Genomic DNA, 22356 nt, shown 5'->3' on the forward strand with positions numbered 1-22356 from the left:
GCGTCACGCCACCGGCTCGTACACGAACCGCTCGACGCGCACGACGGACGCGCTCGGGCGGCCCTCGCTCGTCGCGTGCACGCCGAGCCAGAGCCCGAGGAACCCGCCCGCGGCGGCGCTGTCGAGCGTGCGCCCGTCGACCGTCGCGACGTCCACGACCGGCCCGTCGGCGGGCCCGGCGACGAGCCCGTAGTCCTGCCCGCGCACGCGCAGCCCGACGACGACCGGCTCCCCGGGGGCGGCGGTCACCGTCGTCTCCCCGACCACCGCGTCGGTGCCGCCGCGCCGGTGCACGGCGACGACGCGCCGCTCGTCGCCCGGGCCGCCGTCGACGAGGAGCCGCACGTGGTCGTCCTCGGACTGGCGCACGACGACGCCCGCGCGCTCCCCCGCCGCAGCCGGGACCTGCACGGTGACCGTCACGTCGACGTCGCGGTGCTGCTGGCGCACGCCGAGGAACGCGGGCGCGCCCGGCTCGGCGAGCGTCGTCGGGCGCACCGGGAGGTCCCAGCCCTCGCCCGCCGGGGTGGCGACGTCGCGCGGCAGGGCGCGCACCGCCGTCCAGCGCGGGTCGTCCGGGCGGACGACGCCGCTCGCCCCGCCCTGGACCGCCGTCCGGGGCGCCGGGCTCGCGAACGGGACCTCGACGGCGTCGGGCACGCGGCCCTCGCCGGGCGCGAGGACGGGCCAGCCGTCCTCCCACACGACGGGGACGAGGAACGTCTCGCGGCCGAGCGGGTAGTGGTAGCCGCCGTAGACGCGCATCGCGAGCAGCACGGCCCACCACGAGCCGTCGGGCGCCTCGACGAGGTCGGCGTGGCCCACACCGACGACGTCCACCCCGCGCCCGAGGTGCCGGTGCGTGAGCACGGGGTTGGCCTTGTTGCCCTCGTACGGCCCCGTGACCGACGACGCGCGCGCGACGGACACCGCGTGGTGGAAGTCCGTCCCGCCCTCGGCCGCGAGCAGGTAGTACGTGCCGTCGACCTTGTACAGGTGCGGACCCTCGGCCCACACGGCGCCGCGCACGGCCCCCGTCCACACGACGTGCTCGGGGCCCACGAGCGTGCACGTCGCGGGATCGAGCTCGCGCACCCACACCTCGGTCTGGTGGAACCACTCCGGCTCGGGCGCGAGACGCGTGCCGTGCAGCCAGACGCGGCCGTCGTCGTCGAAGAAGATCGACGGGTCGATCCCCGCGACCCGCTCGCCGTCCTCGTCGCGCAGCCACACCGGGTCGGACCACGGCCCGGCCGGGTCGGTCGCCGTCATGACGAAGTTCCCGCCGCGGGTGTCGTCGTCCGGGTCCACGAGCGTGCACACGAGCCAGAACGTGCCGTCGTGGTGGCGCAGCGTCGGGGCGAACAGGCCGCCCGACGACCGGATGCCGTCGTAGTCGAGCTGCCCCGACCGGTCGACGACGTCCCCCACGTGCTCCCACGTCGCGAGGTCGCGGCTGCGCAGCACCGGCAGGCCGGGCAGGTACTCGAACGTCGAGGTGACGAGGTAGAAGTCGTCACCGACGCGGCACACCGACGGGTCGGGGTGGCACCCGGGCAGCACCGGGTTCTGGACGCGCGTCATGCGCGCTCCCCCGCCTCGACGCGCGCGGACACCTCGACGGCGACGAGCCGCTCGTCCGCGGCCGTGACCTCGTGCAGGGGGCCGGTGACGGCCAGGGTCGCGCGCGCGGTCGCCGCGCCCGGCACCACGTGCCGCGCGGCCGGCGCGGACTCGTTGACGATCGCGCCGCCGGTCGTGGACCCGAGGTCGCCCGCTCCGGGGGCGGAGTCGACGGCCGCCGCGTGCGCGCCGACCCACACCTCGACGTCGCCCGGCTCGACCACGCGCACGAGGCGGCGGTCGGAGAACGCGAGGCGCGTCGTCGGGACGCGGAACGTCACGCGGCGCGACTCACCCGGAGCGAGGTCGACGCGCGCGTACCCGAGGAGCTGCGCGACGGGCCGCGGCACGGAGCCCACGACGTCGCGCGCGTACAGCTGCACGACGTCCGCCCCGACCACCGCGCCCGTGTTGGTCACGGTGACCGCGGCGCGGAACGTCCCGCCCGCCGCCACGGCCGCGTCGACCTCGAGGTCCGCGTACGCGAACTGCGTGTACGACAGCCCGAACCCGAACGGCCGCACCGGCGTCGGGTCGGTGGACGTCACGTCGGACGGCCCGCCGAGCACCGGGTGGAGGTAGGAGTAGGGCTGCGCGCCGCCCGCGCGGGGCAGCGACACGGGCAGGCGCCCCGACGGGTTCACCGCGCCGACCAGCACGTCCGCGACGGCGCGCCCGCCCTCCTCGCCGGGGAAGAAGCCCTGCACGACGGCGGCCGGGACGCCGCCGCGCGACGACCCCGCGTCGAGGGCCCAGCCGATCGCGTAGGGGCGGCCGGTGAGCAGCACGAGCACGACCGGCGTGCCCGTCGCGACGACCTCCTCGACGAGCCGTCGCTGCACGCCGGGCAGCTCGAGCGACTCGACGTCGTTGCCCTCGCCGACGGTGCCGCGCCCGAACAGCCCGGCCTCGTCGCCCACGACGACGACCGCGACGTCCGCGTCCCGCGCGGCGTCGACCGCGGCCGGGATCTCGGTGACGTCGTCGCCCTCGACCGCGCACCCGCGCACGTACGTGACGTCGGTGCCCGCCCCGGCGAGCGCGTCGCGCAGCGACTCGAGCACCGTCGGCAGCTCGATGCCCGCCGGGGTGCCCGGGTGGTGCGCGAGCACGTGGTTGACGAACGAGTAGCAGCCCATGAGCGCCTCGGCCGAGTCGGCGTCCGGGCCGACGACGGCGACGCGCCGCGGGGCGGCCGACGCGCCGTCGGCCCCGGGCCGCACGAGCGGGAGCACGCCGTCGTTCGCGAGCAGCACGAGCGACTCCTGCGCGAGGCGGCGCGCGGTCGCGCGCTGGCGCGGGGTGTCGAGGTCGACGGCGGTCGGCGGCTCGTCGGCGTAGGCGCCGGGGTCGAGCAGGCCGAGCTCCTCCTTCTGGGTGAGCAGGCGCAGCACGGCGCGGTCGACCCACGCCTCGTCGAGCGCTCCCGACCGCACGCGCTCGGCGAGCGGCGCGAGGTAGGCGTCGCCCGTCGGCAGCTCGACGTCCAGGCCGGCCCGGAGCGCCTGCGCCGCCGCCTCCCCGCGGTCGGCCGCGACGCGGTGCATCACCTCGAGGAACGCGACGCCGAAGTAGTCGGCGACGACGACGCCGTCGAACCCCCAGCGCTCGCGCAGCACCTCGGTGAGGTGCTCGGTGCTCGCGTGCAGCGGCACGCCGTCGACGTCGACGTACGACGCCATGACGGACCGGGCGCCGCCGTCGCGCACCGCCATCTCGAACGGCGGGAGGTAGACGTCGGCGAGCTCGCGCGGCCCCGCGCTCACGGGCGCGTGGTTGCGCCCCGCGTGGGAGCCCGAGTACCCGACGAAGTGCTTGAGCGTCGCGTGCACGCCCGCGTCCTGGAGGCCGCGCACGTACGCCGTGCCGACCGTGCCCACGAGGTACGGGTCCTCGCCGACGCACTCGTCGACGCGGCCCCAGCGCGGGTCGCGCACGACGTCGAGCACGGGCGCGAGGCCCTGGTGGACGCCGAGCGTGCGCATCGACTCCCCCACCTCGCGCGCCATCTCCTCGACGAGGTCCGGGTCGAACGACGCGCCCCACGCGAGCGGCGTCGGGTACGTCGCGGCCTGCCACGCGGCGAGACCCGTGAGGCACTCCTCGTGCACGATCGCCGGGATCCCCAGCCGTGTCCCGGTCCGCAGCCGCCGCTGCTCCGCCCACAGCCACGCCGCCCGCTCCGCCGGGTCGACGGGGCGCGTGCCGTACACGCGCGTGTAGTGCCCGATCCCGTGCTGCGTGATCTCCGCGAGCCGGCCGCCGTCGGCCTGGCCGGCCGTCATCTCCGACTGCATCGGGGCGACGGTGCCGTTCTGGTCGAGCCAGTAGCCGACGAGCTGCGCGAGCTTCTCGTCGAGGGTCATGCGCGCGTGGAGCGCGCGCACGCGCTCGGAGACCGTGGGCATCTGCGGGGGTGCGGGGCGCGGGGTCGGCGCGGGGTCGGTGCCCGGGATCGGGCTGCCGAGGGGTGCCGTCGGGACGGCAGGGACGACGTCGGTCACGGGACCGTTCTCCTTCGGTGGTGGCCCCGTCCCGCGCGCGGCGCGGGACGGGGCAGGGTGCGGACGGGCGCGGTCAGCCCTTCACGGCGCCGGTGAGGCCCCCGACGATGCGCCGCTCGAACAGCGAGAAGAAGACGAGCGCGGGGATCATCGACAGGGAGGTGAAGGCGAGCACGCGGGCGGTGTCCACGGAGTACTGCGACGCGAACGCCTGCACGCCCAGCGGGAGCGTGTACGACGTCTCGTCGTTGAGGATGAAGAGCGGGAGCATGTAGCTGTTCCAGCTCGCGACGAACGCGAGGATCCCCACGGTGATGACGCCCGGCAGGGACAGCGGCACGACCATCCGGAAGAAGAAGCCGAGGCGGCTCGCGCCGTCGATCGACGCGGCCTCCTCGATCTCGCGCGGGATGGCGCGCAGGAACGGCACGAGGATGATGACGGTCGTCGGGAGGGCGAACGCGATCTGCGGGAGCACGAGGCCGCCCACGGAGTTCATCAGCCCGAGCGAGCGGATCATGATGTACAGCGGCGTGATCGCGACCGTCATGGGGAACATCAGGCCCGCCGCGAACAGCGCGTAGAGCGCCCCGCGCCCCACGAACGAGTAGCGGGCGATGACGTAGCTCGCCATGAGGCCGAGCACCACGACGCCGAGCGTCGTGAGGAGCGCCGCGACGAGCGAGTTCCCGAGCTGCTGCCAGAACAGCGAGCTCGACAGGACCTCGACGTAGTTGACGACCTGCCACGGGTCGGGCAGGCCCGACGGGTCGGCCGTGATCTGCGCGTTGGTGCGGAACCCGCCGACGACGATGTACGCGATCGGCGCGAGGCACACGCCCACGAGCAGCCACGCGACCACGTAGGTCAGCGGGCCGCCCCGGCCGATGCCGGAGCCGCGGGGCTCCTTCGGGGTCTTGACGCCGGCGGGACGCTCGGGCGCGGGTACGGCGGTGACGCTGGCCATCACTTCTTCCCTTCCGTGATCGCGCCCTCGGTGTCACGGCGCAGGACGTACCGCTGGTACACGAGCGCCACGGCGAGGGAGATGAGGAACAGCACGACCGCGACCGCGCTGCCGTACCCGTAGTTCCCCGCGTTGCGGCCGTTCGCGACCATGTACGTCGCCATGGTCGACGTGCCGGCCGTCGAGGCCACGTACTGGCCCCAGATGATGTAGACGAGGTCGAACAGCTGGAGCGAGCCGATGATCGACAGGAACGCCCAGATGCGGACCGTCGGGCCCAGCAGCGGGAGCGTGACGTAGCGCTGCGCCTTCCAGTAGGACGCGCCGTCGATCGCGGCGGCCTCGCCCAGCTCGTCGGGGATGCCCTGGAGGCCCGCGAGGAAGAGGATCACGGCGAAGCCGATGTACTTCCACGTGATGATGAGCAGCAGGGTCCAGATCGCGACGTCGGGGTCGGCGAGCCAGTCGACCGCGAGGAACCCGAGGCCGATCTTCTCCAGCAGGTCGTTCACGGCGCCGGTCGTCGAGAGCATGAGGCTGAACCCCGTGCCGACGATCACCTCGGACACCACGTACGGCACGAACACCAGCACGCGGACCACCGAGCGGCCGCGCATGCGCCGGTTGAGCATGAGCGCGACGACCACCGCGACCGGGCCCTGGAGCACGAGCGACATGAGCACGATGAACCCGTTGTGCCGCAGCGCCGCGAGGAACTCGGGGTCGCGGAAGATCGTGAGGTAGTTCTCGAACCCCACGAAGTCCGTCGGCGGGCCGAAGCCCTTCCACTTGAAGAACCCGTAGTACGCCGCCATCAGCACGGGCACGATGACGAACGTGAGGAAGACGACGAGCGCCGGCCCGGCGAGCACCGCGATCTCGGCTCGCTGGCCCCAGCGGCCGCGGCGCGGGCGGCGGGCCCGCGCCGCGGCGGCCGGGGGCGGCCCCGCCACGGCGCCGGCGCCGCCCCCGGCCCGGTCCTCGGGCGTCGTCGTGCTCGGCGAGGTCTCGCCCTGGGACACGGTCATGGCTCCGGTTACTCCTTGGCCGCTGCGGCGTTCGTCGTGTCGACGATGTCCTGCGGCGTGCCCTTGCCGGCGAGCAGGTTGACCACGGAGGTGTTGAGCGCGTTGCCGACGTTCTGCCCGAACAGCGTGTCCAGCCAGACGGTGACGTACGGCGCCTCGTTGTAGGCCTCGAGGATCGAGACGAGCGCGGGCTCCGTCACGACGCCCTGCGCCTCCTTGCTCGCGGGCAGGGTGTGGAACGCGGTGGCGTACGCCTCCTGCGACTCCTTCGACATGATGAAGTTGAGGAACTCCGCGCACTCGGCGGGGGCCTGGGCCGAGCAGGAGAACCCGTCGACGCCGCCCATCATGGCGCCGGGCTCGCCGTCACCGCCCTCGACGGCCGGGAACGGGAACCACTGCAGGTCCGCGAGCGGCTTCTCGTCCGGCGTGAGCGACGCGATGACGCCGGGGTTCCACGCGCCCATGAGCTCCATCGCGGCCTGGTGGTTGGCGATGAGGCCCGCGGACGAGCCCGCCCCCTGCTGCGCGGAGGTCGTGAGGTAGCCCTGGTTGAAGGGCTCGGTCTCGGCGAACGCCTGGAGGTCCTCGCCGGCCTTGAGCCAGCACGGGTCGTCGAAGCTGCGCTCGCTCGCCGCCGTGTTGATGGTGTCCTGCGAGCACTCGCGCAGCGCGAAGAAGTAGTACCAGTGCGCGGCCGGCCACGCGTCCTTCGCACCGAGCGCGATCGGCGCGACGCCTGCGGTCTTGAGCTGGTCGACGACGCCCTCGAGCTCGCCGATCGTCGTCGGGTTCGCCGTCACGCCGGCCTGCTCGAACAGGTCCTCGCTGTAGTAGACGCCGCCCGGGAGGATCGAGACCGGCATCCCGTAGACCTTGCCGTCGACCGTGAAGGCGCTGAGCGCCGCGTCGCCCACGGCCTCGCGCGTGGTGTCGTCGATCGCGTCGGTGAGGTCCATCGCCTGGCCGGCCTCCACGACGTCGGCCAGCTTGCCGCCGCCGCGCGCCATGAAGATGTCGGGCGCGTCGCCCGAGTTGAGGGCCGTCTGGAGCTTGCCGTCCATGTCCTCGTTCTGGATGGCCTGGATCTCGATCGTGACGCCGGGGTTCGCCTCCTCGAACGCCGCGACCGTCTCCTCCCAGTAGGCCTTGCCCTCACCGGTCGTGGAGTTGTGCCAGAAGGTCATCGAGACCGAGCCGTCGTCCGAGCCGGAGTCGCCTCCGCCTCCGCAGGCCGTGAGCACGAGCGTGCCCGCCAGGGCGACGGCGGTCGCCGTCAGGAGCTTCCGAGACTTCATCGTTCCGTCCTCTTCGTCGAGTCGCACCGGGGCGCACGCTGCCTCGAGCGCGCCGGGCCGCCACCGCTGTGGGGCCGCCGGTAGCGACTCTGGCAGGCGCGACCGGGTCGTGTCAATCGATATCGATAACGTTTTACACACGACGTGGCGCGGGCCTCCGGACGCCCTCGCCAGGGGCTACTGTCATCCCCATGCGCTCCACGGGAAGAGTCACGATCGGCGACGTCGCGCGCACCGCCGGCGTCTCCGTCGCGACCGTCTCCAAGGTGATCAACGGTCGCTACGGCGTCGCGCCCGAGACCTCCCGCCACGTCCAGCAGGTCATCGACGACCTCGGGTACGAGTCGTCGATCGTCGCGAGGAGCCTGCGGAGCAGCAAGACCAACGTCATCGGGATCCTCGTCGCCGAGTTCGAGCCGTTCTCGACCGAGCTGCTCAAGGGCATCTCCGAGGCCGTCGACGGAACCGGGTACGAGCTCCTCGCCTACTCCGGCGGCCTGCGCCGCGACGACCGCGTCGGCTGGGAGCAGCGCTCCCTGTCCCGCCTCGGCGGCACCCTCATCGACGGCGCCATCCTCGTCACGCCCACCGTCGTCGCGCGCGGCAGCTCGATCCCCGTCGTCGCCGTCGACCCGCACCGCGGCCCGTCCGACCCCCCGACCGTCGACTCCGACAACCTCGCCGGCGGCCGCACCGCGACGCAGCACCTCCTCGACCTCGGCCACCGCCGCATCGGCTTCCTCGCGGGCCGCCCCGACCTCGAGTCCGCGCGCCTGCGCGAGCAGGGGTACCGCGAGGCGCTCGCCGACGCCGGCATCGCCTTCGACCCCGAGCTCGTGCGCGTCGGCGGCTACCGCCCCGACCTGGCCGACTCCCCCGCGCACGAGCTCCTCTCGCTCCCCGAGCGCCCCACCGCGATCTTCGCCGCCAACGACCTCTCCGCGATCCGCACCATGGAGGTCGCCGCCGAGCTCGGCCTCCGCGTGCCCGACGACATCTCCGTCATCGGCTTCGACAACGTGCCCGAGTCCGCGCTCACCACGCCGCCCCTGACGACCGTCGACCAGCCCATCCACCGCATGGGCACCGAGGCCCTGCGCCTCATCGTCGACCTCGTCGAGGGCCGGACGCGCGACCCCCACGTCCGCCTCCCCACGACCCTCGTCGTCCGCGGCACCACCCGCGCCGTCTGACCCATCGGCCCGCAGGACGGCGCCGCCGTCGCGCGGGGTAGAGCCGAGGTCACACCCGACGCCGCGGGCTCACCTGTCGAAGGGCGGGCCGACCAGGCCATCCGGGCAGCCCGAGCAGGCGGTTCCGGCGCGTCCGTCGGCCAGGACGCGCCCGATCCACCTGCTCGACGCGACGGGGGGCGGGCTATGTCCGGCGACCACGGGTCTACCTCGGGGGACCACGGCTCTCCCTCGGCGGGGCGGCGGCGTTGGAATCCTGGGCGCCTCGCCGTCGTTATGTCACCAGTACCACTGTCGACAGACCTTGAGGAGGTCAGGTGGCCCGCCTCGCACGCCGCGTCCAGGTCGAGAACGACTTCGGCGAGATCATGCACTACGACCGTCACACCGGCGGCGGCTTCGTGTCGCCCCACGCCCGCGTCCCCGAGTCCGTGCCCGTCGGGTGGGGCACCTACGTCGAGAAGGGCGCCGTGGTGGGCCACGGCTGCCGGCTCGGCGACGGCACCTGGATCGACCGGGACGTCGTCCTCGGCCGCGACGTCCGCGTCGGCGACAACGTCCGCATCGCCCCCGAGGCGCGCGTCGGCGACCGTGCCCGGGTGGGCAGCGGCGCGCGCGTCGGACGCCGGGTGCTCGTGGAGGCCGGCGCCGTCGTCCCGCCGGACGAGATCGTGCCCGACGACGCGACCGTCCGCCGCCGGGGCGGCCTGCGCTCCGGGTACGACGTCGCGGCGTAGCCCACCCCCGTCCGCCGCGCGGCGCGACCGCCCCCGCGCGGCGCGCCGGGCGGACGCCTTCCCGCGTCGCCCGCCGGGTGCGTAGCCTTACCGCCCGTGACCTTCCCGCCGCACGGCCCGGCCGTCCCCCCGCCCCAGCAGCCGCCGCACCCGCTGGGTCCGGCGGGAGCCGCCGTCCCGCTCGACCCGCGCGCCGTGCTCGAGGGCCGACCGCCGGGCCGCGCGCGCGTCGGCGTCATCGTGACGATCGCCGTCGCGAGCCTGTGCCTGCTCGTGGGCCTCGTGCTCGCGGCGCTGTCCGGGGTGGGCACGTTCACGGTCGGGCTGCTGCTCGCGCTCGTGCCGCTGGGCATCTGGGTGCCGGTCGTGCTCGCGCTCGACCGCCTCGAGCCCGAGCCGCCGAGCGCGCTCGTCGTCGCGTTCCTGTGGGGCGCGGGGATCGCGACGCTCGTCGCGGGGATCCTCAACACGCTCGGCCTGGAGCTGCTCACCGCGCCGCTGTTCGGCGAGGAGGTCGGCTGGTACGTCGTCGCGTCGTTCGGGGCGCCGTTCGTGGAGGAGATCCTCAAGGGCGCGGTGCTGTTCGGGATGCTCTGGTTCCGGCGCCACGAGATCGACGGCTGGACCGACGGCGTGATCTACGCCGCGATGGTCGCCCTCGGGTTCGCGGCGGTCGAGAACGTCACGTACTTCATCATGGCCGCGCAGGACGGCACGCTCGGCCCGACGTTCGTGCTGCGCGCGATCGTCACCCCCCTGCTGCACCCGCTGTGCACGGCGCTCACGGGCCTCGGCGTCGCGAGCGCGGCCACGAGCCCGCCCGGGCCGCGCCGCGTGCTCGCGCCGCTCGGCGGTCTCGCCGCGGCCATCGCCCTGCACATGCTGTGGAACGCCTCGACCGGCTTCGGCCCGCTCGCGCTCGGGGTCGCGTACCTCGCCGGGCTCGGGGTGCTGGTCACGCTGGTCGTCCTGCTCGTCCGGGACCGACGCCGCACGGTCGCGACGATCCAGCGCCAGCTCGTGCCGTACGTCCCGACGGGCCTCGTCACGCCCGCCGACCTCGCGATGCTGTCGACGCTCGCCGCGCGCCGTCAGGCGCGCGACTGGGCGCGTCGCACCGGTGGCGCGGGGGCCGCGCACGCGATGCGCGACTACCAGCAGGCCGCGACCGAGCTCGCGCTGCTCCACGACCGGGTCGAGCGCGGCGCCGTCGAGGCGTGGCGCGTCGAGGGGCAGCGGCGCGCGCTGCTGCAGCTCATGCTCACGGCGCGCCAGGCGTTCCTCGTGCGGGCCCCGCAGCCTCCGCCGGCCCCGTGGTCGCCGGGCGCGCCGTCGGGGTTCACGTCCGGCGCGTGGGCGCCGGGACCGGGCCTGCGGTAGCGGGCCGCTCGCCGCGTCGCGGGGGCGTGCGGATGACGAGCACCGCGTCGACGGGCGCCCCGTCGAGCGCCCGGTAGGAGTGCTCGGCGTCCGACACCCAGCGCAGCTCGTCGCCCACGGTCACCACGGCCTCCGCGCCGCGGCGCCCCGCGCGCACGCGACCGGCCGTCACGAGCAGGTGCTCGACGACGCCCGGCCCGTGCGGCGGCGACGTGCGGTCCGCGGAGGGCTCGAGGTGCAGGTGGTAGACCTCGACGGCGGTGCCGTCGGGCAGGTGGTGGGCGTCGAGGAGGCGGGCCCGGACGCCCTCGGACGACACCTCCGAGCCCGGTCGCTCGGCGAGGAGCGTCGCGAGCGGGACGCCGAGCGCCCCGGCGAGCGCGTAGAGCGTCGCGAGCGTGGGGTTGCGCGCGCCGTGCTCGATCTCGGAGAGCGAGCCCTTCCCGACGCCCGCCGCCGCCGCGAGCGCCGACAGCGACAGCCCGCGCTCGGCCCGCAGCGCCCGAATCTGGGCGGCGACCGCGGCGAGCGTCTCGTCCCCGCGGCGGTCCGACGGCGCGGGGGCACCACCGCCGCCCGGGCCGTCGTCCGGCCCTGCGCTCGCCCCCGCGCTCGCTCCTGCGCCCGTTCCTGTGCCCGCTCTCGCGCTCGCCTGCGCTCCCCCGTCGCTCACGCGCGGCAGCCTACCGGCCGTGACCCAGGCCACTCTGGTAGCGTTCCGCAAACAGAACGGCTCGGCACGTCCGTTGGAGCAGCATGGAACCCGACCCGGAGCGCCTGCGCCCCGTCCTCGCCGGGCTCGTCACGGCCCTCGTCGGCTTCACGAGCTCGTTCGCCGTCGTGCTCGCCGGCCTGCGCGCCGTCGGCGCCACGCCCGACCAGGCCGCGTCCGGGCTCCTCGCCCTGTGCGTGACGCAGGCCGTCGGCATCCTCTGGCTGACGACGCGCCACCGCACCCCGCTCACGCTCGCCTGGTCCACGCCCGGGGCCGCGCTGCTCGTCAGCACGGGCGCGGTCGCGGGCGGCTGGCCCGCCGCGGTCGGCGCGTTCTGCGTCGTCGGCGGGCTCGTGCTGCTCACCGCGCTCTGGCCGCGCCTCGGCGACCTCGTCGCCGCGATCCCCACCCCGATCGCCCAGGCGATGCTCGCGGGCGTGCTGCTCACGCTGTGCCTCGCGCCCGTCCGCGCGTTCGTCACGACGCCGTTGCTCGTCGCGCCCGTCGTGCTCACGTGGCTCGTGCTGCTGCGGGTCGCGCCGCGCTGGGCCGCGCCGGCGGCGCTCGCGGTCACGCTCGCGATCGTCGGGTACGAGGCCGTGGGGAGCGGCACCCTCGCCTGGGCCGACGCCGTCCCCCGCCTCGACCTCACCGTCCCGACGCTGTCGTGGCAGGCGGTCGTCGGGCTCGCCGTGCCGCTCTACGTCGTGACGATGGCGTCGCAGAACGTCCCCGGCGTCGCGGTCATGTCCTCGTTCGGGTACCGCGTGCCGTGGCGCGAGACCATGACCGTGACCGGCCTCGCGACGCTCGCGGGCGCCACCGCGGGCGGGCACGCGATCAACCTCGCGGCGATCTCCGCCGCGCTCGCCGCGGGCCCCGAGGCGCACCCCGACCCCCGACGGCGCTGGGTCGCCGCCCACACCGCGGGCTGGGCCTACCTCGTGCTCGCCGTCGGCTCGGCCGGCCTCGCCGCGCTGGTCGCGGCCGCACCCGACGGGCTCGTCGAGGCGGCCGCCGGGCTCGCGCTCGTCGGGACGCTCGGCGCCGCCGTCGCGGGCGCGGTCGCCGAGCCGCGGGGCCGCGAGGCGGCCGTCGTGACGTTCCTCGTCGCCGCGAGCGGGACGGTCGTCGCGGGCATCGGCGCTGCCTTCTGGGCCGTGCTCGCGGGCCTCGCCGTCCACGCGGTCCTCACGCTGCGCCGTCGGGCGCCCACCCCGGAGTAGAGCCCCGGTAGCCCCAGGTAGAGCCCCGGTAGCGCGAGGTAGAGGCGTGGTCGTGACCACGCCTCTACCTCGGCGGACCGGGGCTCTACCTCGGCGGGACGACGGCGGGCGCGGGCTCGTCCGTCGGGTGCGGCCCGAGGACGGGCAGGTTGTCGCGGAAGACGTTCGTCGGGTCCACGCGGCGCTTGACCTCGCGCAGCCGCTCCAGGGTCGCGGGCGGGAACGCGTCCGTCACGCGCTCGGTGCGCAGGTCGGTGTCGAAGCTGAGGTACATCCCGTCGAACACGTCGGCGAGCGCGTCCCAGCGCGCGTCGAGACGAGACCGGCTCGCCCCCATCGCGACGACCGAGAAGTTCGCGGACCGGTGCGCGTACGCCGTCGCGTCGGCGGGCACGTCCGACGCCGCACCGCCCGTCGAGCGGATCTGGAAGAAGTACGTGTCCCCGCTCGCGACGAGGCCCGCGAGCCGTGCCGACGCCTCGGGCGTGAGGTGCTCCAGCAGGCCTGACCGCGACACAGGCTCCCCCTGTCCGCCGTGCGGGCCGGGCGGGGGCGCGGACACGACGGCGTCGTACGGCACGATCTGCGCCGTCGCCCGGGCGAGCAGCGGGGAGATCGCCGCGAACGGCTGGAGCCGCGCGAGGACGGTTTCCGGGTCGTCGGAGTCGACCATCGTCATGGACTGCGCGACGAGGGGCTGCCCCGGCCGCGGCCGCCCCACGATGAGGAAGCTCGTCGTGTCCCGCGGCGAGGCCTCCACCGTGGCACCCCAGCGCTCGAGGAACCCGGCGAGGTCCGACGCGTCGTGCACCATCTGCGCGAATCCCACCGCGGACACCTCGTCCGCGACGAGCTCGAACGACGAGACGATCCCGACCTGCGCCCCGGCGCCGCGCACGGCCCAGAACAGGTCCGTGTTCTCGTCGTCGCTCGCGCGCACGACCGAGCCGTCCGCGAGGACGACCTCGACCGCGCGCACGTGGTCGATCGTCAGGCCGTGCGCCCGGCCGAGGAAGCCGATGCCGCCCGCGGTCGCGAGACCGCCCACCCCGACGCCGCCGGAGTCGCCCGACGTGATCGCCCAGCCGCGCGGGGCGAGCGCCGCCGCGACGCCGCCCCACCGCGCGCCGGGGCCGACGCGCACGAGGCGCGCGGCGTCGTCGAGCACCTCCACCTGGTCGAGCGCGGCGAGGTCGAGGACGATCCCGCCGTCGTTCGTCGAGCGCCCGCTGATCCCGTGCCCGCCCGAGCGGACGGACAGCGGCACCCGGCGCGTCACCGGCTGGGCGCGCGCGAAGGCGAGCGCCTCGACGACCTCCGCGGTGTCGCGCGGGCGCAGCACGAGGCCCGGCGAGCCGCCGCGCAGGTAGTTCGAGCGCACGCCCGCGTATGCGGCGTCGCCCGGCTCGACGGCGCGCTCCGCGAGCGAGGCGGGGACGTCGTCGTACGCGATGCCGTCGCGACGCGCCGACCGCACGGCGAGCGGCACGACGCGCGACGTGTCGGTGCCCCGCTCCGCGCGCGCGGCGTCGACGGCGTCGCGCAGGGCGGGAGCGACCTCGTCCGCGAACCGGCGGGTGCTGCGCTCGTCGTCGGTCGCGAGGATCAGCGTGGAGACGCCCTCGTCGAGGACGAGCGGCAGGAGCCGCTCGACCCAGGCCTCGGGCGGCCCGGAGAGGTCGGGGGCGCCCCCGAGGCCGGACGCTCCGGCGTCCGCCTCGAACGTGCCCGACACGTTGAGCAGCCGCGTCACCTCGCGCGGGTCGCGCCCGACGGCGGCCGCCGCCTCGTCGATGCGCGCGTTGCCCGCGCGCAGCCCGTCGAGGCCCACGCGGCCCAGCGACGGGAGCCACCCGTCGGCCTTCTCCCCCACGAGGCGCAGCATCCGGGGGCCGAGCGCGCCCAGCCACAACGGGATGCGGCGCGTCGTCCCCGGGCCGGGCGTCGCGCCGTCGAGCCGGTGGTGCCGGCCGGGGACGAACAGCTCGCCGTCGCCGTCCTCGCCCCAGATCGCCCGGATGACCTCGATCGCCTCGGCGAGCGCGTCGACGGACTCCCCCGGCGTGAGCCGGCGCGTGCCCATCGCCTCCATCGCGTCCCAGAAGGCCCCCGCCCGAGGGCGAGCTCGACGCGCCCGTCGGAGAGCAGGTCGAGGCTCGCCGCCGCGCGCGCCAGGACGGCGGGCGGGCGCATCGGGACGTTGACGACGTCGGGCGCGACGTGGATGCGCTCCGTCGCGGACGCGACGTACGACAGCAGGGTCCACGTGTCGAGGAAGCGCGGCTGGTACGGGTGGTCCTGGAACGTCACGAGGTCGTAGCCGGCGTCCTCCGCGACGCGCGCGAGCCCGACCGTCGCCTCCGGGTCCTGCGCCGACGGCGTGACGAACGTGCCGAACCGGAGCGGGTGGCCGTAGTCGGTCATGCGCGGGCCCCGCCGTCGGTCGGTGCGACCGGTGCCGCGCCGTCGGTCGTGCCGCGCGCCGCCGCGACGAGCTCGCGCGCCGCGGGCGCGACCTCCTGGCCCACGACGGCGAGCGTCGTCGGGTCGTCGCCGCCGACGATCCAGGTGGACACGCCGTGCTCGAGCGTCACCTCGGCGACCTGCTCGGCCCACTGCCGGGGCGACCCCTGGAGGAACCCGGCGCCGCCGTCGGCGGTGAACCGGCCGCCGACGTTGAGCAGACGGCGCACCGCGCTCGGGTCGCGGCCCGCCTCCTGGGCGGCGGCGTCGATCGTCGCGTTGCCCTGCGCGAGCGCCTCGAAGCTCTGCAGGTACGCGAGCGACGGGAGCCAGCCGTCGGCCTGCGCGCCGACGAGGCGCAGCATGCGGGGCTTGAGCGCCCCGACCCAGATCTCGACGTCGTGCGCGGGGGCGGGGCCCCGCTTGGCGCCGTCGACGTGGTGGTACGTGCCGCCCACCTCCAGGCGTTCGCGCGTCGTCGTGTCCCACAGCCCGCGGATGACGTCGATGCCCTCGGAGAGCGCGTCGACGGACTGCCCCGGCGTGAGGCGCTCGCCGCCCATCGCGACGATCGGGTCCCAGAACCCTCCCGCGCCGAGGCCGAGCTCGACGCGCCCGCCCGACAGCCGGTCGAGGCTCGCGACGGCGCGCGCCAGCACGGCCGGCGGGCGCAGCGGCAGGTTGAGCACGTTGCCCGCGAGGCGGATGCGCTCGGTGCGCGCCGCGACCCACGACAGCAGGGTCCAGGTGTCGAGGAACGCCGCCTGGTACGGGTGGTCCTGGAAGGTCACGAGGTCCAGGCCGACCTCCTCGGACAGCTGCGCGAGCGCGACCGCCTGCTGGGGCGCCGCGGCGGTGGGCGTGACGAAGGACCCGAAGCGCAGGTCGTGGCCGTAGTCGGGCATGGCTCCTCGCGATCTCAAGATACGTTGTTGCGCAGAACATATCGAGAACAGATAGGTGGTGCAACCGCATTCCCGCGGTACCCTGAGCGGATGAGCACGAGCGCGACGACCGCCGCACCCACCGGCCCGGCCGAGCTCCCCGGCCGCCTCGAGGACCTCGGCTGGCACCTCGGCGTCCTGCTGCGCGCCTACCGCGCGACCGTCGAGCAGGCGCTCGACGACGTCCCGCACGGCACGCGCGGCTACCAGGTCCTCGTGACCGTGGCGCAGGGCGACCACCCCACGCAGGTCGCGCTCGCCGAGCACCACGGCATCGACCGCACCGTCATGACGTACCTCGTCGACGACCTCGTCGCGTCCGGCCTCGTCGAGCGGCAGCAGAACCCCGCGGACCGGCGCGCGCGCCGCGTCGTCGCGACGCCCGAGGGCCGCCGTCGTCTCGCCGGGTGGGCCGCCGCCGTGCACGACGCCGAGGAGGAGCTCCTCGACATGCTCTCCCCCGACGAGCGCGGCACCTTCCGGACCCTCATGCGCCGCGTCGCGTGCGACCTCCGGGACATCGACGCGGGCACCGACCCGTGCGCCGTCGCCGAGCACACCCTCCGCGGCACCACCACCCCGCCGAGGTAGAGGCAAGGTCACCCGAGATAGAGGCAGGGTCCGCCGAGGTAGAGCCGTGGTGCGCCGAGGTAGAGCCGTGGTGCGCCTCGCGCGCAACCACGGCTCTACCTCGCGTGACCGAGGCTCTACCTCGCGTGACCTGGGCTCTACCTCGCGGGGGCGGGGCCTACCTCGGGAGGGGGTCCGCGGCGGTCGGTGACGCGTCGGCGTCGGCGAGGGCGGCGTCGGTGCCCTCGGGGTCCCGGCCGCGCAGGGGGTAGAGCCAGAAGCACACGAAGGCCAGGGCGGCGATGAGGACGGGGACGCCGCCGAGCAGGAGGCGCACGCCCGTCGCGACGCTCTCCGGCTGCACGACGTCGCCCGTTCCCTCGACGTACCCGCTCGCGGAGAGCACGGCCGCGACGAGGACGGCCTGCACGATCACGGACCCGCGCACGACGAACCCGTTGGCCCCGAAGTACATGCCCTCGCGGCGCAGGCCGGTGCGGCGCTCGTCGTCGTCGATGACCTGCGCGAGCGCGACCTCGAGCACCTGCATGAGCCCGGCCACGCCCACGCCGACGGCCAGGCCCGCGAGCGCGGCGCCCAGCACGGTGGTCGGCACGAGGTAGAGGCACGTCGCGAGCCCGTACACGGCGACGACCCACAGCATCGTGGAGCGCGGGCCGATGCGGCGCACGACCCACGACCACCCGACGATCGCCGGGATGGCGGCGACGAAGATCGGCGCGAGGAGGAACGTCGCGTCGGCCTCCGCCCCGCCGAGCACGTAGCGCACGTAGAACGGCACGGCGGCGAGCACGATCGCGGTGGTGCTCTGCAGCAGCAGCGACCCGAGCACGTAGGTGACGAACGCTCGGTTCGCGAACGTGTAGCGCAGCTGGGCGCCGAGCCCGACGGCGGCCTCGCGCTCGCGCACCGCCGCGACGTCGACGGGGCGCTCGACCATGCCGGCGAGGGACCACGCGAAGAACGCGAGACTCACGACGGCGAGGAGCAGCGCCATCCACGTCCACCCGAGCGTCCCGTACAGCAGCGGGGCGCCGGCGGTGCCGAGGATCATGCCGACGAGGCCGAAGATCTGGCGCGGCGCGTTCCCGCGGGCGCGCTCCGCCGTCGTGCGGAAGATCTCGGGGAACAGCGCGGAGACGTTGAGCACGACGACGACGTACGCGACGTCGTACACGGCCACGACGACGAGGAACCACACGACGAGCCCGGTGGGGCTCAGCGCGGGCGGCATCCACACGAGCGCGAACGCGACGACGAGCGGCACGACGCCCAGCCCGATCCACGGCACGCGACGGCCCCAGCGGGTGCGCCGCCGGTCGGAGGCCGCGCCGACGAGCGGGTTGAGCACCGCGTTGAGGACGCCGTGCGCGACCATGGCGCCCGCGACCCAGCCGGCGGGCACGCCGAGGTGGTCGACGTAGAAGTAGACGACGAACGCGGAGAACGTCTGGAGCAGCAGGTTCGCGGGGAACGCGGACGCGCCGTAGGCGACGGTCTGCGCGCGCGTGGCCGCGCCGACGAGGCGGCGGTCGCGCACGCGGGCGAGCAGCCCCCCGCTCGGCACCGTGCCCGACGGCGTCCCGGACGGCGCGCTCATCGCTCGCCCCGCTGGACCGCGCGCAGGTCGCGCCAGCCGACGCGGACGAGGCCCTCCTCGGCGACCACGGCCGCGACGGCCGGGTCGGCGAGGAGGCGGTGCTCGAACCCGCGCTTCGGCGCGGCGTAGTCGGCGACGTCGCCGAGCTCGTCGTCGTCGAGCATGGGGTGCAGGTAGATCTCGGTGACGCCGGCCGGCACGCGGCGCAGCAGGTCGAGGAAGCCGTCGCGGACGTCCTCGTAGCCCTCCGCGTCGTCCGTGCCCTCGCCCGCGAGCTCGAACGGGTGCGTCCACAGGCGGTCGACGAGCACGACGCCGAGCGCGTCGGCCGCCGCGGTCGCCTCGTCGAGGAGCGGCTGGAAGTCGCCGGGCGGCAGGAGCATCCCGTCGGTCGTGCGCGGCAGGCGGAACGGCAGCCCGTGCCGGGCCGCTAGCTCGAACACCTGCGGCAGGAACGAGCGTCCCGTCTCGAGCCCGTAGACCGAGCCCATGTGGTTGTCCAGGTGCGAGACGTCGACCCCGGCGGCGAGCGCGGCGTCGAGCTGCGCCGCGAGCTCGGCCGCGACGTCCTCGGCGCGTGCCTGCTGCTCGACGGCGCGGACGTCGCGCGGGAAGTACCCCGCGGCGTCGACGAGCGACGTCCCGGCACCCGTGAGGGGCCGCCACCGGTAGCGCGTCCACTCGCTCGTGAGCACGAGGTGGACGCCGACGTCGACGGGGTGGGCCGCGGCGAACGCGAGCGCGTCCGGCGCCCAGCCGCACGGCACCATGACGGTCGCGGAGTCGAGGTGCCCCGCGAGGAGCAGCTCCGAGATCGCGCGGTTCGCGGCCCGGCACATGCCGTAGTCGTCGGCGTTGAGGATCACGGCGCGCGCGTCGTCCGCGAGGCCCAGCCGGGACACCAGGTCCGACGGCGGGCCGCCCGGCTCGGTCACGACGCGGCCTCCGCGCGCTCGTCGTCGGCGTCGCCGCCCTCGCCCGGCGCGGAGTGGGCCGCGGCGGCGCGGAACACCTCGTCGCGCAGCGCGTCGCTCGCGGACCGGGCCGCACCCACGACGACGGCGTCGCTCGTGAGCTCGGACGGGACGACCCGCACGGGCAGCACGGCCAGCTTCTCGCCGAGGAACCGCTGCACGCGCTCGGCGATCGGCGGGCGTGCGGCGTGGTTGGTGAGCACGAAGAGCTCCGGCTCGACGACGAGCGCGACCGCCGCCGCCACGACGCCGATGCGCTCCGCGACCTCGTCGAGCACGTCGCACGACGCGCCGTCGCCGTGCTCGGCGCGGTCCACGAGGTCCTTGACGGCGATGTCGTCCGGGAGGCCGTTCTCCTTCGCGATGGCCGCGATCGACGACGCCCCGAGCGTCTCCGAGCCGAGCGACCGGCCGGGGTGCGGAAGGAAGGACACCTCGCCCGCGCCGCCCGCCGCGCCGCGGTGCAGGCGACCGTCGAGGACGAGTCCGGCCCCGAAGCCGTCGCCGAGCCCCAGCACGACGAAGGTCCGGACCCCCGCCGCGACGCCGTCGCGCTGCTCCGCGAGCGCCGCGAGGTTGAGGTCGTTCTCGAGCGTCACCGGGCAGCCGAGCGCGTCGACGAGCGCGTCGTGGAGGTCCGTGCCGCCCTTCTCGAAGCCCGGCACCCGGCGGATCGTCGCGTGGTCCGGGCTGACGATCGACGGCACCGCCGCGACGGCGCGCGTCACCTCGACGCGCGCGCCCTCGGGCAGCCGGGCCTCGACGTCGGTCACGCACGCGCGGGCCAGCTCGGCGGCGGCGCGGGCGCGCGCCGTCGGGGTCGGCCTGACGTCGCGCCGCTCGGCGCGGGCACGGATCGCTCCCGTGACGTCGACGAGCGCGACCCGCACGCGGTCGCGCGCGACGTCGATCCCCAGCCCGAACGCGTAGTCCGGGTCGACCCGGTACAGCGTCGCGGCCGGGCCGCGACGGTCCCGGTCGAGCCCTGCCTCCGTGACGACGCCCGTCGCCTCGAGCGCGCGCAGGGTCTGCGCGACGGTCGTCTTCGACAGGCCGGTCGCCGCGACGACGTCGGGTCGGGCGACCTGCGCGCCGGTACCGAGGACGTCGAGCACGGCGCGCGCGTTGAGGGTGCGCAGGAGGGCGGGGGTTCCGGCGGGAGTGGTGTCCATCTGGTCTCCGTCGAGCAGTGGGTGGTCGAGCAGACATGTCCGGGCCGAGCAGGTAGGGCGGGAAGTTCCCTACCCGCCGGAGACTAACCGCGCTGCCTGTGGTTGTCGACGGCGGCCCCGCGCTCCCACCCTGTACCGTGACGTGGTGATCCGCCGAGCCCTCGCCCGCGCCTTCTGGGCGACCAGCCGGTGGCGGCTGCGCTCGCAGCCGTACGACACGAGCCGGCCCACGCTCCTCGTCGGCGCCCCGCACACGTCGAACTGGGACTTCGTGCTCATGCTCGCGATCGCGTGGAGCACCGGCATCCACGTGCGCTGGCTGGGCAAGCACACGCTGTTCGCCGGTCCCGCGGGCCCGGTCATGCGCGCGCTGGGCGGCATCCCCGTCGACCGGCGCGACCCGAGCCGGGTCGTGGCGGACGTCGTCGGCCGCCTCCAGGCGGGCGAGGTCTTCTCGCTCGTCGTCACGCCCGAGGGCACGCGCGGCGCCGGGTCGTACTGGAAGTCGGGCTTCTACCGGATCGCGCGCGAGGCGCACCTGCCGGTCACGCTCGGCTACGTGGACCGCACCACGATGACGACGGGCCTCGGCCCGACGATCGACCTCACCGGTGACGTCCGCGCCGACATGGACGTCGTGCGCGCGTTCTACGCCGACAAGTCCGGCCTCCGGCCCGCGCTGCGCACCGAGCCGCGGCTGCGCGAGGAGGACGCGCCCGCCTGACGGGCCGCGACCCCGGCACGCGCTCTCGCACGCGCCCCCACGCCGGGTCCTTGGGGCGTCCAGCACCCTCGTTCTCGGGCGCTCGTCCAGGTCGGGCCACCGTCTCGTCCGGCGTCCCGGCGCCCTACGTAGTCCCCACACTTTTCACCCGCCGGACGGATGCCCGAGGCACCTCGCGAGGGGGTCCCGCACCCCGGTCCAGCCGCACGAAGACGCCCTCCGCAGGACGTCGCGTACGGGACATCCCGTACTCCGGAGCGGCCCTGCGTAGGCGTTGGAGCCTCGTCCTCCACCTGCTTACGGTCCCCCTCGTCACGGTCGACGGTGCGGGCTCCGCACGACGTCGGCCCTCCCCGACCTAGGAAGCGAGTCCCCCGATGAAGCGACTCCGCGCGGCGCTCCTCGCCGCCGTCGTGGGCGCGACCGCGATCATCGCCCCGATCGCGATCGCCCCCAGCGCCTCGGCGCACGGCTGGATCACCTCTCCCCCCAGCCGGCAGGACAACTGCGCGAAGGGCACCACGTCCTTCGACTGCGGTTCCATCAAGTACGAGCCGCAGTCCGTCGAGGCCCCCAAGGGCTCGATGAAGTGCTCCGGCGGCAGCGGCTACGCGATCCTCGACGACGCGAGCAAGCCCTGGCCCCGCACGACCACGGGCCGCGACGTGACGTTCCAGTGGAACCTCACGGCGAACCACGCCACGAGCGTGTGGGAGTACTTCGTCGACGGCCAGCTCTTCGCGACGTTCGACGGCGGCGGCGTCCAGCCCCCCAAGAACATCTCGCACACCCTCAAGGGCCTGCCGCTCGGCAACCACACGATCCTCGCGCGCTGGAACGTGTCGAACACGGTCAACGCGTTCTACAACTGCGTCGACCTGACCGTCACGGCCGACGGCACCAACCCCGGCGGCGGCACGCCCGAGCCGGGCACCCCGGGCGGCGGCACCCCCGGCGGCGGCACGCCGGGCACCTGCGCGGACCCGGCGTGGGCCGCGACGTCGACCTACACGGGCGGCGCGAAGGTCTCCTACGCGGGCAACGTGTACGAGGCGAAGTGGTGGACGCAGAACAACGTCCCGGGCTCCGAGGCATGGGGTCCGTGGAAGCTGATCGGCGCCTGCTGACCTGCTGAACCCCGCGACGGCGGGTGGTCTCGTCCGACGGGCGGGACCACCCGCCGTCGTGCGTAGCCGACCCGGCGACGAGGGCGCGCC

18 protein-coding genes and 1 pseudogene are annotated in these 22356 nt (G+C 75.1%); 7 read left to right on the plus strand and 12 right to left on the minus strand.

Annotated elements, in window-relative coordinates; genetic code table 11:
* Positions 1 to 3: 3 nt before the first annotated feature.
* From BJP59_RS14970 to BJP59_RS14990, 5 genes are all read right to left on the minus strand, one after another.
* A complete protein-coding gene (locus BJP59_RS14970) occupies positions 4 to 1584 on the minus strand; it encodes a glycoside hydrolase family 43 protein (RefSeq protein ID WP_194521310.1) in 1581 nt (526 codons plus the stop codon).
* Positions 1581 to 4031: a glycoside hydrolase family 3 N-terminal domain-containing protein gene (locus BJP59_RS14975; protein ID WP_194523086.1), complete on the minus strand. Its 2451-nt coding sequence runs from the start codon at positions 4029 to 4031 to the stop codon at positions 1581 to 1583. The genes BJP59_RS14970 and BJP59_RS14975 overlap by 4 nt, the downstream gene beginning before the upstream one ends.
* 169 nt (positions 4032 to 4200) lie before the next feature.
* Positions 4201 to 5094, minus strand: a complete 894-nt coding sequence (locus BJP59_RS14980) for a carbohydrate ABC transporter permease (protein ID WP_194521311.1) — start codon at positions 5092 to 5094, stop codon at positions 4201 to 4203.
* Positions 5094 to 6122, minus strand: coding sequence for a carbohydrate ABC transporter permease (locus BJP59_RS14985; RefSeq protein WP_074803268.1), 1029 nt, complete (start codon positions 6120 to 6122; stop codon positions 5094 to 5096). Before BJP59_RS14985 ends, BJP59_RS14980 begins: the two co-directional genes overlap by 1 nt.
* Before the next feature lie 8 nt (positions 6123 to 6130).
* Complete coding sequence (locus BJP59_RS14990) at positions 6131 to 7420, minus strand: ABC transporter substrate-binding protein (RefSeq protein WP_021482632.1); 1290 nt, start codon at positions 7418 to 7420, stop codon at positions 6131 to 6133.
* A gap of 191 nt (positions 7421 to 7611) precedes the next feature.
* Here BJP59_RS14990 and BJP59_RS14995 point away from each other — a divergent pair, with 191 nt between their 5' ends.
* The 3 genes from BJP59_RS14995 to BJP59_RS15005 all read left to right on the plus strand — a co-directional run bounded on the left by BJP59_RS14995 (position 7612) and on the right by BJP59_RS15005 (position 10730).
* On the plus strand, positions 7612 to 8613 hold the full coding sequence (locus tag BJP59_RS14995) for a LacI family DNA-binding transcriptional regulator (RefSeq protein ID WP_194521312.1): 1002 nt from the start codon (positions 7612 to 7614) through the stop codon (positions 8611 to 8613).
* 317 nt (positions 8614 to 8930) lie between these two features.
* The gene (locus tag BJP59_RS15000; RefSeq protein WP_034652356.1) at positions 8931 to 9350 is read left to right on the plus strand and encodes a hypothetical protein; all 420 of its coding nucleotides are present in this window, start codon (positions 8931 to 8933) and stop codon (positions 9348 to 9350) included.
* Between the two features lie 96 nt (positions 9351 to 9446).
* Positions 9447 to 10730, plus strand: a complete 1284-nt coding sequence (locus BJP59_RS15005) for a PrsW family intramembrane metalloprotease (RefSeq protein ID WP_228485085.1) — start codon at positions 9447 to 9449, stop codon at positions 10728 to 10730.
* Here the strand turns inward: BJP59_RS15005 and BJP59_RS15010 are convergent.
* A complete protein-coding gene (locus BJP59_RS15010; protein WP_228485086.1) occupies positions 10690 to 11403 on the minus strand; it encodes a helix-turn-helix domain-containing protein in 714 nt (237 codons plus the stop codon). The genes BJP59_RS15005 and BJP59_RS15010 overlap by 41 nt on opposite strands.
* Before the next feature lie 83 nt (positions 11404 to 11486).
* Here BJP59_RS15010 and BJP59_RS15015 point away from each other — a divergent pair, with 83 nt between their 5' ends.
* Positions 11487 to 12671, plus strand: a complete 1185-nt coding sequence (locus tag BJP59_RS15015) for a benzoate/H(+) symporter BenE family transporter (protein ID WP_194521313.1) — start codon at positions 11487 to 11489, stop codon at positions 12669 to 12671.
* A gap of 85 nt (positions 12672 to 12756) precedes the next feature.
* On the opposite strand, the gene BJP59_RS20430 is transcribed toward BJP59_RS15015, so the two are convergent.
* The 3 genes and pseudogenes from BJP59_RS20430 to BJP59_RS15025 all read right to left on the minus strand — a co-directional run bounded on the left by BJP59_RS20430 (position 12757) and on the right by BJP59_RS15025 (position 16039).
* Positions 12757 to 13485 carry a BBE domain-containing protein gene (locus BJP59_RS20430; protein WP_442861550.1) on the minus strand — a complete coding sequence of 243 codons (729 nt, stop codon included), beginning with the start codon at positions 13483 to 13485 and terminating at the stop codon, positions 12757 to 12759.
* A gap of 174 nt (positions 13486 to 13659) precedes the next feature.
* Positions 13660 to 15095: pseudogene (locus tag BJP59_RS20435) on the minus strand (LLM class flavin-dependent oxidoreductase); the annotation flags it as partial.
* Complete coding sequence (locus BJP59_RS15025) at positions 15092 to 16039, minus strand: LLM class flavin-dependent oxidoreductase (RefSeq protein WP_194521314.1); 948 nt, start codon at positions 16037 to 16039, stop codon at positions 15092 to 15094. The pseudogene BJP59_RS20435 and the gene BJP59_RS15025, both read right to left, overlap by 4 nt.
* Positions 16040 to 16129: 90 nt before the next feature.
* Between BJP59_RS15025 and BJP59_RS15030 the strand changes: the two genes are divergently transcribed.
* The gene (locus BJP59_RS15030) at positions 16130 to 16669 is read left to right on the plus strand and encodes a MarR family winged helix-turn-helix transcriptional regulator (RefSeq protein WP_194521315.1); all 540 of its coding nucleotides are present in this window, start codon (positions 16130 to 16132) and stop codon (positions 16667 to 16669) included.
* A gap of 157 nt (positions 16670 to 16826) precedes the next feature.
* Here the strand turns inward: BJP59_RS15030 and BJP59_RS15035 are convergent, their stop codons facing one another.
* The 3 genes from BJP59_RS15035 to BJP59_RS15045 are packed head-to-tail and all read right to left on the minus strand — an operon-like array spanning position 16827 to position 20415.
* On the minus strand, positions 16827 to 18269 hold the full coding sequence (locus BJP59_RS15035) for an MFS transporter (protein ID WP_194521316.1): 1443 nt from the start codon (positions 18267 to 18269) through the stop codon (positions 16827 to 16829).
* Entirely contained in the window at positions 18266 to 19204 is a 939-nt protein-coding gene (locus BJP59_RS15040; RefSeq protein WP_051027910.1) for a ChbG/HpnK family deacetylase, read from the minus strand. The genes BJP59_RS15035 and BJP59_RS15040 overlap by 4 nt, the downstream gene beginning before the upstream one ends.
* Positions 19201 to 20415: an ROK family transcriptional regulator gene (locus BJP59_RS15045; protein ID WP_085387251.1), complete on the minus strand. Its 1215-nt coding sequence runs from the start codon at positions 20413 to 20415 to the stop codon at positions 19201 to 19203. The genes BJP59_RS15040 and BJP59_RS15045 overlap by 4 nt, the downstream gene beginning before the upstream one ends.
* A gap of 142 nt (positions 20416 to 20557) precedes the next feature.
* Here BJP59_RS15045 and BJP59_RS15050 point away from each other — a divergent pair, with 142 nt between their 5' ends.
* Positions 20558 to 21139 (plus strand): 1-acyl-sn-glycerol-3-phosphate acyltransferase, encoded by a 582-nt coding sequence (locus BJP59_RS15050; RefSeq protein ID WP_082774840.1) that lies wholly within the window; start codon positions 20558 to 20560, stop codon positions 21137 to 21139.
* Between the two features lie 377 nt (positions 21140 to 21516).
* Positions 21517 to 22266 (plus strand): lytic polysaccharide monooxygenase, encoded by a 750-nt coding sequence (locus BJP59_RS15055; protein ID WP_043653453.1) that lies wholly within the window; start codon positions 21517 to 21519, stop codon positions 22264 to 22266.
* Positions 22267 to 22356 lie beyond the last annotated feature (90 nt).

Origin of the sequence: Cellulosimicrobium sp. JZ28 (assembly GCF_015327065.1) — a bacterium.
Lineage (GTDB): Bacteria > Actinomycetota > Actinomycetes > Actinomycetales > Cellulomonadaceae > Cellulosimicrobium > Cellulosimicrobium funkei.

Excerpts from the sequence above, each read along its gene's own strand:
- BJP59_RS14995 (WP_194521312.1), top strand. The coding sequence starts at position 7,612 with ATGCGCTCCACGGGAAGAGTCACGATCGGCGACGTCGCGCGCACCGCC.
- BJP59_RS15035 (WP_194521316.1), bottom strand. The coding sequence starts at position 18,269 with ATGAGCGCGCCGTCCGGGACGCCGTCGGGCACGGTGCCGAGCGGGGGG.
- BJP59_RS15025 (WP_194521314.1), bottom strand. The coding sequence starts at position 16,039 with ATGCCCGACTACGGCCACGACCTGCGCTTCGGGTCCTTCGTCACGCCC.
- BJP59_RS15030 (WP_194521315.1), top strand. The coding sequence starts at position 16,130 with ATGAGCACGAGCGCGACGACCGCCGCACCCACCGGCCCGGCCGAGCTC.
- BJP59_RS15045 (WP_085387251.1), bottom strand. The coding sequence starts at position 20,415 with ATGGACACCACTCCCGCCGGAACCCCCGCCCTCCTGCGCACCCTCAAC.
- BJP59_RS14985 (WP_074803268.1), bottom strand. The coding sequence starts at position 6,122 with ATGACCGTGTCCCAGGGCGAGACCTCGCCGAGCACGACGACGCCCGAG.
- BJP59_RS14990 (WP_021482632.1), bottom strand. The coding sequence starts at position 7,420 with ATGAAGTCTCGGAAGCTCCTGACGGCGACCGCCGTCGCCCTGGCGGGC.
- BJP59_RS15055 (WP_043653453.1), top strand. The coding sequence starts at position 21,517 with ATGAAGCGACTCCGCGCGGCGCTCCTCGCCGCCGTCGTGGGCGCGACC.
- BJP59_RS15015 (WP_194521313.1), top strand. The coding sequence starts at position 11,487 with ATGGAACCCGACCCGGAGCGCCTGCGCCCCGTCCTCGCCGGGCTCGTC.
- BJP59_RS20430 (WP_442861550.1), bottom strand. The coding sequence starts at position 13,485 with ATGGTGCACGACGCGTCGGACCTCGCCGGGTTCCTCGAGCGCTGGGGT.
- BJP59_RS14970 (WP_194521310.1), bottom strand. The coding sequence starts at position 1,584 with ATGACGCGCGTCCAGAACCCGGTGCTGCCCGGGTGCCACCCCGACCCG.
- BJP59_RS14980 (WP_194521311.1), bottom strand. The coding sequence starts at position 5,094 with ATGGCCAGCGTCACCGCCGTACCCGCGCCCGAGCGTCCCGCCGGCGTC.
- BJP59_RS14975 (WP_194523086.1), bottom strand. The coding sequence starts at position 4,031 with ATGCCCACGGTCTCCGAGCGCGTGCGCGCGCTCCACGCGCGCATGACC.